Origin of the sequence: Facklamia hominis CCUG 36813, from assembly GCF_000301035.1 — a bacterium.
Lineage (GTDB): Bacteria > Bacillota > Bacilli > Lactobacillales > Aerococcaceae > Facklamia > Facklamia hominis.
The window spans coordinates 1,481,555-1,497,799 of sequence record NZ_JH932292.1 but is presented as its reverse complement, the minus strand read 5'-3'; the positions used below and the strand labels follow the sequence as shown (position 1 = coordinate 1,497,799).

The 16,245-nt window shown below is 43.7% G+C and carries 20 protein-coding genes and 1 tRNA gene; 1 reads left to right on the top strand and 20 read right to left on the bottom strand.

Annotated features, from left to right (window positions below; translation table 11 throughout):
* Nucleotides 1-59 precede the first annotated feature (59 nt).
* Complete coding sequence (locus HMPREF9706_RS07025; RefSeq protein ID WP_006908671.1) at nucleotides 60-1,094, top strand: helix-turn-helix transcriptional regulator; 1,035 nt, start codon at nucleotides 60-62, stop codon at nucleotides 1,092-1,094.
* A gap of 77 nt (nucleotides 1,095-1,171) precedes the next feature.
* Here the strand turns inward: HMPREF9706_RS07025 and HMPREF9706_RS07020 are convergent.
* From HMPREF9706_RS07020 to HMPREF9706_RS06925, 20 genes are all read right to left on the bottom strand, one after another.
* Nucleotides 1,172-1,245 (bottom strand) — tRNA-Pro (locus HMPREF9706_RS07020).
* Between the two features lie 84 nt (nucleotides 1,246-1,329).
* Nucleotides 1,330-2,193: a DMT family transporter gene (locus HMPREF9706_RS07015; RefSeq protein WP_006908670.1), complete on the bottom strand. Its 864-nt coding sequence runs from the start codon at nucleotides 2,191-2,193 to the stop codon at nucleotides 1,330-1,332.
* A gap of 29 nt (nucleotides 2,194-2,222) precedes the next feature.
* Nucleotides 2,223-2,495, bottom strand: a complete 273-nt coding sequence (locus tag HMPREF9706_RS07010; protein ID WP_006908669.1) for a hypothetical protein — start codon at nucleotides 2,493-2,495, stop codon at nucleotides 2,223-2,225.
* 119 nt (nucleotides 2,496-2,614) lie between these two features.
* Nucleotides 2,615-3,244: a DUF1275 family protein gene (locus tag HMPREF9706_RS07005; RefSeq protein WP_006908668.1), complete on the bottom strand. Its 630-nt coding sequence runs from the start codon at nucleotides 3,242-3,244 to the stop codon at nucleotides 2,615-2,617.
* Between the two features lie 217 nt (nucleotides 3,245-3,461).
* The gene (gene msrA / locus HMPREF9706_RS07000; RefSeq protein WP_006908667.1) at nucleotides 3,462-3,977 is read right to left on the bottom strand and encodes a peptide-methionine (S)-S-oxide reductase MsrA; all 516 of its coding nucleotides are present in this window, start codon (nucleotides 3,975-3,977) and stop codon (nucleotides 3,462-3,464) included.
* Between the two features lie 74 nt (nucleotides 3,978-4,051).
* Nucleotides 4,052-5,209 (bottom strand): CD0519/CD1768 family membrane protein, encoded by a 1,158-nt coding sequence (locus HMPREF9706_RS06995; RefSeq protein WP_006908666.1) that lies wholly within the window; start codon nucleotides 5,207-5,209, stop codon nucleotides 4,052-4,054.
* A 188-nt stretch (nucleotides 5,210-5,397) separates the two neighbouring features.
* Entirely contained in the window at nucleotides 5,398-7,425 is a 2,028-nt protein-coding gene (locus HMPREF9706_RS06990) for an ABC transporter ATP-binding protein (protein ID WP_006908665.1), read from the bottom strand.
* A complete protein-coding gene (locus HMPREF9706_RS06985; protein WP_006908664.1) occupies nucleotides 7,418-9,178 on the bottom strand; it encodes an ABC transporter ATP-binding protein in 1,761 nt (586 codons plus the stop codon). Before HMPREF9706_RS06985 ends, HMPREF9706_RS06990 begins: the two co-directional genes overlap by 8 nt.
* Entirely contained in the window at nucleotides 9,171-9,635 is a 465-nt protein-coding gene (locus HMPREF9706_RS06980; RefSeq protein WP_006908663.1) for a MarR family winged helix-turn-helix transcriptional regulator, read from the bottom strand. The genes HMPREF9706_RS06985 and HMPREF9706_RS06980 overlap by 8 nt, the downstream gene beginning before the upstream one ends.
* A 140-nt stretch (nucleotides 9,636-9,775) precedes the next feature.
* Nucleotides 9,776-10,081: a hypothetical protein gene (locus tag HMPREF9706_RS06975; RefSeq protein ID WP_006908662.1), complete on the bottom strand. Its 306-nt coding sequence runs from the start codon at nucleotides 10,079-10,081 to the stop codon at nucleotides 9,776-9,778.
* 190 nt (nucleotides 10,082-10,271) lie between these two features.
* Nucleotides 10,272-10,529: a hypothetical protein gene (locus HMPREF9706_RS06970; protein ID WP_006908661.1), complete on the bottom strand. Its 258-nt coding sequence runs from the start codon at nucleotides 10,527-10,529 to the stop codon at nucleotides 10,272-10,274.
* Between the two features lie 24 nt (nucleotides 10,530-10,553).
* Nucleotides 10,554-10,775, bottom strand: a complete 222-nt coding sequence (locus HMPREF9706_RS06965) for a hypothetical protein (protein WP_006908660.1) — start codon at nucleotides 10,773-10,775, stop codon at nucleotides 10,554-10,556.
* A gap of 24 nt (nucleotides 10,776-10,799) precedes the next feature.
* On the bottom strand, nucleotides 10,800-11,396 hold the full coding sequence (locus tag HMPREF9706_RS09370) for a response regulator transcription factor (protein ID WP_006908659.1): 597 nt from the start codon (nucleotides 11,394-11,396) through the stop codon (nucleotides 10,800-10,802).
* The gene (locus tag HMPREF9706_RS06955) at nucleotides 11,374-12,540 is read right to left on the bottom strand and encodes a sensor histidine kinase (protein WP_006908658.1); all 1,167 of its coding nucleotides are present in this window, start codon (nucleotides 12,538-12,540) and stop codon (nucleotides 11,374-11,376) included. Before HMPREF9706_RS06955 ends, HMPREF9706_RS09370 begins: the two co-directional genes overlap by 23 nt.
* Before the next feature lie 4 nt (nucleotides 12,541-12,544).
* Nucleotides 12,545-13,198: a hypothetical protein gene (locus HMPREF9706_RS06950; protein ID WP_006908657.1), complete on the bottom strand. Its 654-nt coding sequence runs from the start codon at nucleotides 13,196-13,198 to the stop codon at nucleotides 12,545-12,547.
* On the bottom strand, nucleotides 13,195-13,914 hold the full coding sequence (locus HMPREF9706_RS06945) for a hypothetical protein (RefSeq protein WP_006908656.1): 720 nt from the start codon (nucleotides 13,912-13,914) through the stop codon (nucleotides 13,195-13,197). The genes HMPREF9706_RS06950 and HMPREF9706_RS06945 overlap by 4 nt, the downstream gene beginning before the upstream one ends.
* Nucleotides 13,911-14,573, bottom strand: coding sequence for an ABC transporter ATP-binding protein (locus HMPREF9706_RS06940; protein ID WP_006908654.1), 663 nt, complete (start codon nucleotides 14,571-14,573; stop codon nucleotides 13,911-13,913). The genes HMPREF9706_RS06945 and HMPREF9706_RS06940 overlap by 4 nt, the downstream gene beginning before the upstream one ends.
* Nucleotides 14,574-14,741: 168 nt before the next feature.
* A complete protein-coding gene (locus tag HMPREF9706_RS06935) occupies nucleotides 14,742-15,083 on the bottom strand; it encodes a hypothetical protein (protein WP_006908653.1) in 342 nt (113 codons plus the stop codon).
* A 13-nt stretch (nucleotides 15,084-15,096) separates the two neighbouring features.
* Nucleotides 15,097-15,501, bottom strand: a complete 405-nt coding sequence (locus HMPREF9706_RS06930; RefSeq protein WP_006908652.1) for a helix-turn-helix domain-containing protein — start codon at nucleotides 15,499-15,501, stop codon at nucleotides 15,097-15,099.
* 291 nt (nucleotides 15,502-15,792) lie between these two features.
* A complete protein-coding gene (locus HMPREF9706_RS06925) occupies nucleotides 15,793-16,191 on the bottom strand; it encodes a hypothetical protein (protein WP_006908651.1) in 399 nt (132 codons plus the stop codon).
* Between the last annotated feature and the right edge of the window lie 54 nt (nucleotides 16,192-16,245).

Sequence of the window (16,245 nt, the reverse complement as noted above, 5' to 3'; positions counted from 1 at the left end):
CTAGTCAAATCGAACTTTTCTAGTTAGACTAAAACTATAAATTAGAAAGGGTGATTCCTGTGTTAGCCGAAAAAATCTATCAACTAAGAAAAGCTAAAAACTGGTCCCAAGAAGATCTGGCCGCCAAGATTGGCGTTTCACGTCAATCTGTCTCCAAATGGGAGCGTGGCGAAGCCTTGCCCGACCTAGAACGAATGATCAGCTTATCAGATGTCTTTGGCGTATCCATCGATGATTTGATTCGATCGAATCAAATAACTGAGGATAATCAAGAAGAAGTTCAAAGCCAACCAAAAACGACACCCCCTCAAGCGGACCAAGAAAGCCCCTTAGCCGCCCTCAATGAAATCGATCTTGCTAGCGCCCATGCCTACTTACAAGTCAAGCAAGTAACCAGTCAGAGCAATGCTGCTGCCTGCTTTTTAATCATTATCGGTAGCGGTAGCTTCTTCTCCTTGCAGATGATGGCCGATGAGCTTCCAAGCGCTTTTTGGCTACAGATTATCGCCTGGGTCATCCTCCTTGCGTCAATTGCCATCGCCAGCGCTAGTTTTATGCAGAACCAACAGCTAAGCGAAGAATACCGCTGGATCGAGACTCAGCCTCATCAACTGGGCTTTCAAGTCCAAGAGATTTTAGAACGCGACCAAAAGGCCAATCGGGAGATCTGGCAAAAACAAACCATCACAGGGACTAGCCTCTGTATCCTATCGGCCCTTCCCCTTGTCATTACTTCCTCCATCCTGGATGATGACTTACCTATAGCCATTAGCCTAATCGCCACCATCGCCCTCATCAGTACTGGCGTCTATCAGCTCATGCGATCTTCTGGCCTCAAAAAGGGCTATCAGACCCTACTCCAAGGTCCTCAAGCATCAAACCGCTTGAGCCAAACCAGTGATGATGACCCTGAATTCAAGAAGGATCCCATCTTGGCACAAGTCCAAAACATCTACTGGGGCCTCGTCTTGGCTAGCTATTTAACAATCAGCTTTATTTTTAGGGCCTGGGCTTGGTCTTGGATCCTCTTTGTCATTGCTCCCTTCCTCTTTGATATAGTCCACCTCCTCTACCGCCATTACCATAAAAAATAGCACTAAATCAAAAAAATCCGCTAAGCCCCGAAACAGAGCTTAGCGGATTTTTGGTGTAGTTATTAAAAAGAGAAAAATCGGGATGACAGGACTTGAACCTGCGACCCCTAGCACCCCATGCTAGTGCGCTACCAAGCTGCGCCACATCCCGTCGTACTTAGATTTTGTCCTAATCCATCATACCTTATTTTGCGACAAGAAGAAAGAGGAAAAAGCAATTTAGCCTCTTGCCAGCCTAGTTCCCGCTTAATTCAACCCGCAATACCCCAACAATAATCAGGATCCCTCCAATAAAAATCGTCGATGTAATTGGTTCGCCTAATATCAAACTCGATGCGATCATCCCTACCAAAGCTTCCGTCGATAGAATCACAGCTACTTGGGTGGGGCTACTATATTTTTGGGCCCAGGTCTGTAAGGCAAAAGCGATCAAGGTACTGGCAAAGCTCAAATATAGGAGTGCTGCCCAACCGGTCGGATGACTGCTAAAGGATAAGTCCCCTTGCCATAAGCAGACCAACCAGGATAAAAAGGCCGCCGTCCCTAACTGACCGACCATGAGGGAAGCTGAAGATAGTTCATGAAGAAAGTGATCAATCAAAATGATCTGACCCGCAAAGAAAAGCGCACAGACCAAGGTTAAGCCATCCCCAATGTTATAGGTAAAGAGCTGGGACAAATCTTTAAAATCAATAGATAAAAGACCGATCCCCAATAAGACCAACAAGACGCCCAGCCATTTTTGCCGCGAAAGATGCTTTTTAAAAATCAATAAATTAAGCAAAGGAACAAAGACAATATTTGTCGTGGTTAAGAAGGCATTCTTGGAGGCTGTGGTATACTGCAGGCCCACCGTTTGAAAGATGAAGCCCAAAAAGACCATCAGACCAATCCACATACCAGGCTTTAATTGTTGCCAGCGCATCGTCGCTAAATCACGCCGGTAGATCAACAAACTCCCCAAAAAAGCCAAGCTAAAACGAACAGCCATGGTCTGAACAGGGGTAAAGTAATCCAAAGACAGGGCGCTCATCGCATAGCCTCCGCCCCAGATTAAGGTCACCACCAATAACGCCAACAAACTTAACTTATGCTTCATCCAACTCCCCCTCAAGACCTCAGTGATTTCTATTTAGCATTTAACCAAGATACCAAGCCCATACCGATCGGAAAGGCAAGGATCAATAAGCCATGTCCCAAGATCAGCCACTTCTTGCGAGCGATAATCGCACAGATCATCCCCACACTCCCAATCAAGGGACAGATAAAGATCAAGACTAAGCCCATGGGTCGCAAGCCAGAAGAGATCGTCAACCAATCTATAGGAATCAAAGTTGCTAGCAATAAAGTAAGGATGCCCAAAATAAATAATCCCCGACTCCACTTATTAGCACTTTTCATACGCTGTCTCTCCTTTTTATCCATGATACAAAAGTTCCCCCACTTGTCACAAGGAGCTAACATTGCTCTCTTAAAAACCAGGACATCCGTCCCGGTCTTAACCAGTGATCAAAACACCCTTATTCCGCCAAGCAACTAGCTTCTTTTTTCTCGTAATAATAAGCCCAAACCGCCAGACACCAAGCGAGGACCATCATTGGCCAAGCACGCACAATCACAGTCACTTGCGTCAAGCCAGCTTGACAAGCCACTCCCAAGGCATAAGCTAATAAGTTCAATAGGAGATAAAGTGCCTGCTTCTTGGCCTGGCCTTGCTTTAAACGCCAATACTTGGCCAATTGACTGGCTATTTCTACGATCAGCCCCGTCACCATGGAAATGTTTCCGGTATAGCCTCGATTTTTTAGTGATAAGGTCGAAAAGATGCCCATACCAAAGGACATGATCCCGATAAAGGCCCAACTATCACGGGGTAATAGCCAGAGTACAAAGAATAAGACACCAATCGCAAAGTAACCTCGCCAATAATCTTCAAAGGATTGCTTATTTCGACCGACATAATACAAATGCGTCAACAAACAACCTCCAAAAAAGGCCAATAAAGGCATTAAGAGAAAGGCCGTTCCTTGCCAATCCCCTTGTACCAAGCTAACCATCAAGCGAGTTAAGTTGCCTGTATGCAGAGTTAACATCGTGTGAATATATAACAACATACCGGCATTCAAAAAGCCCGCATAAAACCGTGCCATTAAGACCCATCCATCCCGTTCACGCTGCAGAAGTCTCACTCCTTTTTTCTTTTTATTATATAGAAAATAAAGACTCAAGCAAGACACAATTTCTAAGATCTTTAAGCCTTAATTTCTCGATTCTATTTCACTAACTCAGCAAAATCCAAGCGTCCATCAAGGCCAACAAAAAATCCAGACCGCCTAAAAAGGGATCTGGATAATCGCTTAGCATTCTTTATTTTTTAGGATTCAAGGCCTTGACCTGGTCAAATTCCTGGCTAGAAATATGGCAGTAACCATTCGGATGGGTGATCAAATAATCCTGATGATAGTCTTCCGCCGGATAATAATTGACCATGGGGGCTAATTCAGTATAAAAAGCGGCGTGTTTCGTCCTTTCCTTATCAAAGTAATCCTGGCAAATAGCCTGGCTGGCTTCATCAATGTAATAAACTCCCGTTTGATATTGAGAGCCACGGTCATTACCTTGTTGATTCTTCTTTTCAGGTTCAATGCATAAGAAAAAGGCCTGTAACAAGCGTTCTAATGGCAGTACTGCCGGATCATAGCTGATCTTAACCGCTTCTTTAAAGCCGGTGGTATCCGTGCAGACTTGACGATAGGTCGGATTCTCTGTCTGACCATTAATATAGCCCACTTGTGTATCAACTACCCCTTCTAAGAGCTGAAAGGCTCGCTCGGTTCCCCAGAAGCAACCTCCTGCAAAATAAATCGTCTTAATTTCTTCCATCCAAATCCCTCCTACAATCCATTAATCTTAGTATAAAACAATCGCTTGGACAGTCAAAGAATTTGATCTTTCTACTAGAGGGCTGTCACCAGTAAATAAATCCAATGGGCTGCAATGCCTGCTACAATTCCTCCAATGGTATGGCTAGCGATGGCTTTACCGGTCACTTCCTTGGTTCCCAAGGCATCCATCATGGCAATATGCGTAGAAATATAACCACTCCAACACATACAGATGGCTGTAAAGACCGCAATATCATTGGCATTGGCCCGCCCTGCCGCTGCCATCTTAGTCACCGTCCCAATCGCCGCACCCGTAGACCCCAAGGCCGTGATCGGAACCGCAATCGCCTCAGGCGCGCTAAAGCCAAATAGCGGATTGATAATAAATTGCAAACGATCGCCCAACCAAGGTAGAAAGGCTACCCCCTCATTGGCAGAGCCTGTATAGATTCCTGCAGCTGAAGGTCCCTTAGTAAGTATAATGACCATCGTACAGATAATCACCACCCCTGGAATGATGGCTACCCCCATATCAATCCCAACCTTCCCGCCATCTAGCAAGGACTGGATGAAGCGCGATCCCACACTACCCTCACGAATAATCCGTTGGTCTTCTGGAATCAGATCCTTGGAATAAATCTCCACCCGATCTTGAGTCCCATAGATCTTTTTACAGGCATGGATCATTAACCTCACGGAAACAATACTGCCAATAATGGCCCCGACATTCCCAATCAAGGCACTTGTGATCGCACCTGGAATATCTAAGCCCATCATACTCGTCGTCGTAATCAAGCCCATCCCAAAAGACGTCCCAAGATTAGTGAGCGCTGGCATCTGGTATTTTTTGAAATAGCGCCTAAAATTATCGTCATGGGTCAGCGTTAAAATCGCTGGATTGTCCGACAAATAACAATTCAAGATTCCCAAAGAAGACGCCCCCGGCAAATCATAAATCGGCTTCATCACTCTGGATAAAATGCGATTAACCAAGGCAATAATCCCAAATTCTGAGAAAATACCCGCTACTGCGCCCGCCAAGACGGCAATCGCCATTAAATAAAAACACACATTCATTAAGAGATCATAACCGGTATTCATCATGGTCTTAATCATATTAACACCACCCATTTTACGCCCAATGGCTATAAAAAAGGCAAAGAAAACGAAGAGTGCCACATAATTTTCTAGGCCAATATCTTTTTTTAACTTACCTGATCTTTCCTGCATAAAAGGCCTCCTTTATTCCTTAATCCATTCTTCGGATAATATTCCTCATTATAGCAAATAAGTCAGCAACTGTGACCCAGTCTCAACTTGAAAATTACTTAAAATTGATCCTTTCTACCAAAAAACCAGGCTTGAAAATCAAGCCTGGAAGATTATTTATGAGAAATTCTTTTTGACTAAGTCCTTGATTATTGACTAAATTGTGATTGATAGAGATCGGCATAAAAGCCCTGGGCTTGAATAAGTTGGTCGTGTTGACCCTGCTCAATAATATTGCCATCCTTCATCACCAAGATCAAGTCGGCATTTTTAATCGTGGATAGCCGGTGGGCAATAATAAAGGAAGTTCGCCCTTGGGTGAGTGCATCCATGGCTTTTTGTACGAGGGCTTCACTGCGAGTGTCCACATTAGACGTCGCTTCATCCAAAATCAAAAAGGCCTTATCGTCCACCATGGCTCTAGCAATCGTTAGGAGTTGCCGTTGACCTTGAGAGACTGACTCACTTTCTTCCAAGGTTGAATCTAAGCCTTGAGGTAGGGTCTTAACGAAGTGATCTAAGCCCACCACCTTCAAGACGTCATTCAACTCTTCCTCGGACACATCCGTTCGGTTATAGGCAATATTCTCACGGACGGTCCCCTTGAACAACCAGGTATCTTGCAAGACCATCGTAAAGAGATCATGCACATTCTCCCGACTCAGGTCTTTAATGGAATGGTCATCAATCACAATATCCCCTTGGCTAATTGGATAGAACTTCATCAATAAGTTAACCAAGGTCGTCTTGCCAGCACCTGTCGGACCTACAATTGCCACTTTTTGACCCGCTTGAATCTCAGCAGTAAAGTGTTCTAAGGTTGGCTTTTGATTGCCTTCATAAGTAAAGCTGACATCCCTAAAGGACACGCGGCCTTGGGCCTTTTGCGGATCCAAGTAGGCCTGAAGATGAGACTCATCGTCCATATTCGCTGCATCCATAATCTCAAAGACCCGGTCAGCACTCGCCCCGGTCGATTGAATAGCCGTCATGGCCTGACCAATCTGAGATAAAGGAGAAGTAAAGAGTCGAATGTAAGCCATAAAGGCGACGATCACTCCAAAGCTCGTCTCTCCTCTAATGGTCAAAATCGCTCCCACAATACAGACCGCAACATAGCCTAAGTTCCCCACAAAGAACATCAAGGGCATCATCAAACCGGATAAAAACTGGCTCATCTGATTCGCTTGGTAGACTTCTTCATTGGCTTGGTCGAACTTGGTCTGAACCGCCGGCTTAGCATTATAGACCTTGACAATATCTAAGCCAGAATAAACTTCCTCAATCTGTCCATTCAAGACCCCTAAGGACTTTTGTCGCATGGCAAAGTACTTCTGACTCTTTGATAAAATCGCAAACATCAGAGCAAAGCCTAATAAACTCGAACCAATAGCTGTCAAGGCCATCTGCCAGTTAGTATAGATCATCATTCCCGTCGTTCCTAATAATAAGACGACCGCTGATACCAGACTAGCCATGGATTGATTCATGGACTGGGCGATCGTATCAATATCATTGGTCACCCGGGATAGAATATCCCCGATGGTATTCTGATCAAAAAAGCTTAAAGGAAGCTGATTCATTTTGTGGGCTAAGGCTGTTCGTAAGCTCTTAGCAAAACGATTAGCCACTTCCGTCATCAGGATCGATTGACCGAAAGTCATCAAAGCACTCATTAGATAGAGGGCTGCTACTGTCAGTGCCATCTTCTTAATCTTGGCTAAAGGCATCTCCGGTTCAAGCAGTTCTTGGACGGATGCGGGTAAGTTCTTCAATTGATCCAACTTGGCTTGTTGATCCGCTTCTGGATCAGCCCCTTGATTAGAGCTAGCTTCCGCTTGCAACTGCTTGGCCAGAGACTGTTGATCTTCAACGGAGATCGTCACCCCATCCAAGGTGATGGGTTGCCATTGGTTGCTGGCAAATCCTTTTTGTAAGGCTGCTTCGAGCGGTGCCATTTTTTCCATTTTAGGCGTCATTCCTTGGGTGATCTCATCCACCAAGTCCGACAGACGATTGGGGGTGATAATTGACAAGACCGATCCCCCGATCGCCAGCAATAGACTCACGATAATTCCAATTCGATAAGGGCGTAAGGCGCTCAAGAGGCGCTTCATTGAAGCACCCAGATTCTTGGGTTTTTCAGTGACCTTGCCCATGCTTCCAGGTCTAGCCATGATTCAATTCCTCCTCACTCAATTGCGATAAGGCGATTTCGCGGTAGACAGGACAGGTCTGCAATAATTCTTGGTGTTTGCCCTGACCCACGATCTTACCTTGATCGAGTACGATAATTAAGTCTGCATGCATGATAGTTCCAATCCGTTGGGCAACAATTAACTTAGTTGAGTCGCCGGTTGCTTCTTCCAACTCCTTACGTAAGTTTGCATCGGTCTTATAGTCCAAGGCCGAGAAGGAATCATCGAAGATAAAGATCTCAGGATCCTTGGCAATCGCCCGAGCAATCGAGAGCCGCTGCTTTTGTCCCCCAGAGATATTGTTGGCTCCCTGGGATAAGACACTGGCTTCTTGATCATCCATGGCTGCCACAAAGTCACTGGCTTGAGCTATGCTTAAAGCCCGCTTCACCTGGTCATCATCAATTGGCTTCTGGCTTTGACCAAAGCGGATATTGGCATCAATCCGGTCATTAAAGAGAACCGTCTTTTGAGGGACATAGCCCAGCTTGTGATACAAGTCTTCCAAGCGATAATCCCGCACGTCGACCCCGTCCACCAAGACACTCCCACTGGTCACATCATAAAAGCGGGGGATCAAATGAATCAAGGTCGACTTACCAGACCCTGTAGCCCCAATAAAGGCCACCGTTTGCCCTGGTAGGGCCGTAAAGGAAATATCCTCTAAGACCGGTTCCTTGGCATCTGGATAAGCAAAGGACACCTGCTTGAACTCTACCTTTCCAGCTTGCCCTGGTAAACCAGTTGTCTGAGATCCGTCCTTGATTTTGATAGGCATCTCTAGAACCTCGTTGATCCGATTCATCGATACCTGAGCCCGTGGCACCATCATAAAGATAAAGGCCAACATTAAGAAGGACATAATTACCTGCATGGCATAGGAAGAAAAGACAATCATATTTCCAAAGAGCGAGATCTTATCCACCATCGCTGCTTGATCGATCAAATGCGCCCCCATCCAATAAATAATTAAAGCCAAGCCATTCATGACCAAATACATCATGGGCGACATAAAGGCAAACATCTTTTGGTTGAAGGTTTGAAGCTTAGTCAATTCGTCATTCACTTGGTCAAACTTGGCTTCCTGATAAGCTTCCGCATTAAAGGCTCGAATGACCCGCATACCGGTTAAATGTTCCCGCATCAAACGGTTCAACTGGTCAATCGCTTCTTGAATCAACTTAAAGCGGGGAACAACCACCCACATAATAAGGGATACTCCTGTCAATAAGACTAAGACCGCGATCCCAGTAGCTGCCGACCATTGCCAGCTCTTATTAAGAATTTTTTGAACTGCCCAAACTGCCGTAATTGGTGCTTTTACCAACATCTGAAAACCCATGGCCAAGAATTGTTGAACCTGGGTGATATCATTGGTATTTCTAGTAATGAGACTCGCCGTTGAGAAGCGATGCAACTCCTCTTGGGAAAAGCGGGTCACTTGATCAAAAAGCTGCCGCCCCGTCTCTCTCGCAAAACGAGCAGAGACTAAGGATACCACATAGCCAGTCACCATGGCACTCAACATCGATCCCAGGGCACAGGCCAGCATCCAAGCACCATTCTCAACGATCTGGCTTAATTGACTGCCTTCACTTTGTACCAAAACGGTAATTTGCGACATATAGTCTGGCATCTTTAAGTCCAAATAAACTTGTAAGACGATTAAAGCAATCGCAATCACGCTATCGATATAGTCCCTCATCGTCCATTGTTTCACCCATTTAATCATGTTCACCCTCCTCCATAACTTCAATATTCGCCACCATTTGCTTCATGACCCGTATAAAAACAGCCAAGTCTTCCTCGTTAATCCCTTGAACCATCTGTAATTCAAGATCACGTACGTGATCTAACCCCGTTTGATAACGATCAAGTGCTAAGTCCGTTAGACGAACCTGCTTGGACCGTGCATCCCGGTCAGCGACTTGACGCTCAATATAACCATTCGCTTCCATCTTCTTCAAAACCGCTGAAATCGTGGCCCGCCTTAAATTTAAGGCTTTTTCTAAATCCCGCTGCAGAACCGGCTGATCCCGATGATCCATTAAATAGGAAAATATTTTTATTTGTGTGGGATTGGGTGCCTTAGGCTGAGTATGACAAGCCGTCTGTGACTTCAACTGTGCCATCCTACGAATCCAAGCCACATGTAAATCTTTAATACTATTCAATACCTCTTCTTTCATAAGAACCTCCTGATTTAAAAGATTATACACGGACGGATCGAATTGTCAACTAGCTAACAATATTTTGAACAAATCTTCCTCTCAATAAAAAAGCCTTACTCCAGAAATCCCCTCGGATTCCCTGAGTAAAGCTTTCTTGATTATTGAATCTTATGTTTAGCCATTTTTTCCTGGAAGATGTCTTGCATGATCTTTTTTAAAGCTTGGGCCTCTTGGTCAGGGAGATCTCCTTCTTGCTTGGCGACCGCATAAAGCTCAGGGTACTGCTGAGCCACTCGTTCAACCGTCTTGGTCGTTGCGTGCTTACGAACGATCCAAGGGATCTTCTTAATCCATTCTGCTGGAACCAAGTCTAATATCTTTTTTGCCGCCGCTTGATCACTGATCTCAGCCGTTGATAAGCCTTTTTGAATTAAAGCCTCTTCTTGTTCACTGAATTGATGCATTCTAAGTTACTCCTTTTCACTTATTTTTATGGCTGAAACTAACTTATCTAAGCCATAAACGATTGTAAGGGCCATTATGACACGCAAGCTTATTTATCACAAGAAAAAAGCTCATTTCTCATCAACCTTATCACTTGAGAACCAGCAAGCAGAATCGATCGCTACTTCTCTCCAGATTATCGGCTCCTAATTATGCACGGTCATAGAAACTCCCAATTAAAACCCCCATAAATAAACCAATCCCCGCCCCAATGGCAAGCTGATCAATGATAATTCCTAAGCCTGTTCCCAGGCAAAGACAAATACCGATCGCAGCTCCTAGCGAGTCATCGCGCTTATTCCGTCCTGAAGTAGCTCGACTTGCTTGATCGCGGACATAAGCCACCAAAACAACCACCAAGACCGCCACGATCATCAATGGCCAAATTTTTGAAAAAATTAGTCGCATTTAAACCCTCTCTTTCTTGAATCCTTAGTCCTTAGCATAACGCTTGATTAATTTAGGCAGATTCTCTAGATCCACCCATTCTTCCGAGTAGCCACAGGACCGGCAGACATAACGATTAACGGGAACCGCAGATAGGATTGTTTTACCTGTCATAATATTATTTCCGGCTCCATAAGCTCCCGCTGCCCCAGGAATAAAAATGAGTGACTGCCCTTTGCACTTTGGACAAATTCCTGTATTTTTCATATTATTTCCTCCTTCATCTAAGCATCATAATTTTGGTTCAATATAACCCAAGGCCATGGCCTGATTATAGGCTTCTAACAAATTATTGACCCCCAGCTTCGCGTAGATGGAAGCTAAGTGATTATAAAGGGTCCGTTCACTAATAAAAAGCTCGAGGGCAGCCTCCTTTTTACTTTGACCTTGAACTAATTTTTGCAGAATCTCAATCTCTCTTGGCGTAAGAGGATCCACCATCGAAGGCTTTGCGGTCAAGACTCGGCCTTCTTGAACCTCGGTCAAACGATCCATTAAATCGCCAATTTCAACCGACTTATGAATAAAAGCCTGAACCCCTAAATCAAAGGCCAAACTCTGATAGTTGGTCAAGTCATAAGCCGTTAGTATCACAATCGGCGTTTGAATGGATTGATCTCTTAATTGACGAATTAGATCAAAGCCGGTTAAGTCCGCCTTAAGATTAATATCTACTAGCAGAATATCATAATTCTGACGGCCTACTTGGTCAAGGAAAGCCTGAGGGCCATCCACATAGTCACATAAGTCAACCACTGCCTGATCCTCCAACAAGCATTTAAGACTTTGACCAAATAAATGATGATCATCCAGCAATAATAGTTTCATGATGGCCTCCTTTTAAACGAACACGTGCCGTTAATACCTCGCCATTTAATTGATAATCCAGGTCGCCACTTTGGGTATCCACGATCAAGCGCATCAATAGAACACCGCGTTTCGAAGATTGAATCAAGGCTAAGTCCTGAGCACTGGCACCATCACTCTCGACCTCCAACAACACGTCCGCCCCCTCCAAGGCGACACGATAAGACACATAAGTCCCCGTCGAATGCTTATAAACATTATTAAGCAATTCCTTACTGAGGATACACAGCAAACGCAAGCTAGCTGGATCCAAGACTCGATTTAAGTCCGGCTGAATCTGATCGTCAAAGACCAATTTGCTTTGAGGATAGAGCGCTTGTACCGAGTGAAAAACCTGCGTCAAATTCTCAGTTAAATCCTCATTATCAAAGAGGTGATTTTGATAATAAGTCATTTGGTCCCGTGCCTTTTTTTCAAGGTCGATTAAGACTTGCTTTACATAAGCATAATCCGGTTCCTTCATGGACAATAAATTCTTAACCGCATAAATTGGTTGGATCAGATCATCATGAATCCATCGTGCAAAGGATTCCCGGTCTTGGGTTAGATAGTCCGATAAATAATAGGCTCGATAAATCTTCTCATAGGTCTGGTCTTTCTCCTTAAGAAACAACATTAAACAAAGCTCAAAAGACAGAAAGATCAAGTGAATCACGATATGAACAATCACTGGCTCCAAGCCTAACAAATTGATCAAGATTAACATGACCAGTAAGAAAGCAAGCGTAAAGCCTTGCGTCATCTTTCTAGAAAGGGGCAAAATCGAGACCGAAACGAACTTTCCCGAGCCAAGGGGTTGTAGAAAATAATAGCTGGTAAGGGCGACACTCGTTAATAAGACGAGGCAAGCATACAACAAAGGCAGTTGCAAGGACAAGCCAATTAAGACAAAGGATGCAACAACAAAGAAATAATCCGTTCTCGTCAAGCTTTGACGTTTAGCTAAAAAGCCATATAGATACGTATATAGGGTTCCAAAAATGGTCATGGAGAACAGGTTGAAAAAAACAGCTTCATTCAGCCCAGCCTGCTGATGGAATAGATAAGCCCAGTAAATCAACAAGAGTCCATGCATCAGAACCAGTATTGCGATTTTTTTATACATGATATTAATAATAACTCCTTACAATCCCCTCAACGGTCCGTCGCCTTTTAAGCCAGAGACCCACACCGATCAGTAATAATAACTTCGTTACCAAATAATATTCTACCATAGATTGATGGTGGTAGATGGCGAGTGATAAACCCGCCAAGATCCCATTAACCAAGACCGTTTGATATTGAATGGCATTCAAGCGACCCAGATTCTCCCTTGATAGAATCGCATTCACTAGACCCCAAGTGATTAAAAAGCTTTGAATAAATAGAATCATCAGCATCAGCAGGAATTCACTTCCCATTGAATGATTGAAAGCCTGTAGCCCCTCGAATAATAGACTCGGAAGCCATAATATTAGGCTGGCTAGATAAAGGCTCACGAGATAGCCCCTTACTAGGTACTTCAAAGAAAGCCCATTTGCTAAAAGAAACTCCAGACGCTTAGTCTGTTTATCCCGAATTAACGATGGCTTAGCTAATTCCGTCACGATCACCCCATAAAGGCAAAGCATTCCTTCCAACTGCAGCCATAAAGTAAGACCTCCATGGCCGGGTGACGAACCCTGAACAGCTCCAAACAAGCCCATCCCTAAAAAAATCAAGCCCGCAAACAAAACAGCATTCCGGTCGAGGAGGGCTTTCACTTGTAATCGAATAAAAGTCATGACCAGGTCCCCTCCTGCCTAATAACCCCTTCCTTACTTAGATGGCGCCATTTCAAAGCAAGCAAGCCCGCTAAAACCAGGGTTAAGCTAACATTTACCAGCAACACTAAACTGGAAAGTGCAATATGATGATTAGCTAAAAATTGTAAAAATTGATTGGAAAAGCTCCCCATCCCATAAATCAGCAAATTAAGGCTGATAAAAAGTAGGTATTTAACAAATTTCAAATGTTTTTGCCCTAAGACCAACACATTAAAATACAAAATCGTCATAAAAACCAAGATAGCGGTGGACCCAAACAGACCTAGAATAGCTAAAAAACCAAGTTCAAATGCTGGTAAAAAAACAAAAGCCATCAACAAGGCAAAAGGAATCAGCATTGAAAAACGACACATCTGTAAACTATAAGCTAGCATCAAGGGCTTAATATCAATGCCCGAAGCCAGGAAAAAGTCCAAACGATGGCTCAGCTTATCCTTAACGGTCACATCCACTACCATTGACGTGCCCAATAGAAGACCCATGCCTAACATGAGTGCCCAGATTAATAATAACAAGGGATCGCTCCCAAACCGGCCCGAGACCTGACTAAGGTGATAGACCCCCAGATAGAAGACCCCACTAAATACCAGCGCTAACAAAGAATTGAATCGGTAATCACGACTATGCCAAATCATCGACTGCACAGCCTTATTCAATGGCGTCTGCTCTCTCATTTCAACCCCTCCTCAATGAAAATATCCTCCAACCGTTCCCCTTTCAAATCTTGAATCCGCTTGGTAAAGACGATCTGTCCCTCTTTAATCATCGTGACCCAATCAGCCACTTTTTCAATCTCCTCAAGGTCGTGGGAGGTGAAGACGATGGTTTTACCCTGATCTTTTAAGACATCAACCACTTGACGAATCTGAATCCGCGAGATCGGATCGACCCCAGAAGTGACCTCATCTAGAAAGATCAGCGAACGATCCATTAAGATAATGGTCAACAGAGATAATTTTCGCTTCATTCCCTTAGAATAGGTCGACACTTTACGCTCTAAATCCGCTTGAATCCCTAATTGCTGAGCCCAAGCCTGATAATCCTTTAACTCAAAGCCAAAATAGCACCCGAATAAACGCAGATTCTCCAAGCCCGTCTTATCTTCATAAAGATAGTCATTCTCCAGCAACATAGCATGCTTGCCCTTCAATTGAACAGTCCCTTGATCTGGCTGATAAAGTCCCGTTATTAATCGCAACAAACTAGTCTTACCTGCTCCATTGGGTCCCATTAGTGCATGAACGGTATTTTGTTCAATCCTTAATGAAAAATCATTAAATAAGGTCTTGTGCTCAAAGTTCTTGCTTAGATGATCGACTTTTATTGCCCACATGGTCATTCCCCTCTTTCATCGACTTTAGCTTTATTCTACTAAGGCAGGAGATAGCCTACCTGAGTAATCCCTGCAAGAATTCAAAAAAGCCCTCAAAGCGAGGAAGACTGCTTCCAATAAAAAAAGCAAGCCTTTCAAACCGCTTGCTTTTGATCGATGAATGATCGATTAATTAAATCCCAAATAATAAATACCTGTCACAATTAGAGGCACCGCTCCGACTAAGAAGATGATCAGCGATAACTGAGCCTTTTTCTTATATAAAGAAAATTCAAGCGATTCTTGTTGAGTCAAAGCCCGACGGGCATACTTCCTACGAAACAACAAATAGGTCACTAAGCCCGTTCCATGCCCATCCGACAAGCTAAAAGCCCCCCATAAGCGAGGGTGCTTCATCCCCCGCGCTCTTGCATCAATGGCAACCAACTGATAGAGATTATAATTCAACAAAAGAGCCCCCATTAAAAAGACCGCTCCCGAGACCACCATGATCACTTGATAGTTATTCATTATTTACCCTCCCTTAAAACCGTTGAATAATTTCTAGATAGATAAGCCCAGCTACTAGTAGCGATAAAACAAAGACAATCGACAATGCCAGTTGAAAAGGAATCCAGCGACTGATCGCCAAAACAAAGAGGATCCCTAATAAAGCAAACAACACGACTCGAATTAATAACTTATTACTTTTAACCACATCGGTACTTTCATTCAGATGCTGCATATAATCGGCACTTCCCTTCAATAAAACATCGAGACTAACCTGATACAAATCACTCAGAGCAATCACATTCAATACATCGGGATAAGTTTTATTATTTTCCCAATTTGAAATAGACTGCCTGGAGACACCCAGCGATTCTGCCACCTCTTCTTGAGTCAACTTTGACTTTAGCCGGGCTTCTTTTAATAAGCTTCCTATGGTCATCTTTTTTTCCTCCTTCTAGTCATGACTTTAAGCGATCCATCCTGAAAATACCATCCAGCTTCTTTGACATCCTCAAAAAACAGGGTAAAAATTCTTTGACACGGTCAAAATTTCCCTGTCAAAAATCATTGACATCGCCTTCTAATCAGTTTTGTGCCAGTCCAAGCAAGTTCTTAAAACTATTTTACTTGAGTAAGGCCACGAAAAAAAGAGGCTTTGAATCCTAGCACTTAAGCAAGTTATTCAAGCCTCACTCATTGATTGAATGATAAATGGGAATGCTGAATCGACTTAGTGATTCTTCACCGCCTCTAGCAATTCAGTCAGCTCTTTGGTAAAAGCACCCTCCTTTTCCAAATGATCTCTCTGGTAAAGCTGAGTAAATTCTTCTCCAAAGGCGACTATTTTGAGTCGATAAGTTGTCTTATCAGACACTTCTTCAAGCAGAATATGATCTATCTCACTGACTTTAATTTGCTTCAATAAGGACGTCGTTCCCAAAAATACCAGCACCGAATCCTTATTGATTCCTTGAAAAAAGGCTACAGAATAAAGGAGCAAGACGGAACTTCCCGCAAGGGCATAATCTTGAATCGTAGACCCCCATTGATAAGCCATATAAAAAGCAAGCACGGCATAGGCGATAAGTATCCACTGGACTAGCGGACGCTGCTTAATGAAAATGGTCATCTTACTTTATAGCCAATAATTATAGCCAAAACCTGCTAAAAACAAGCCTAGGAC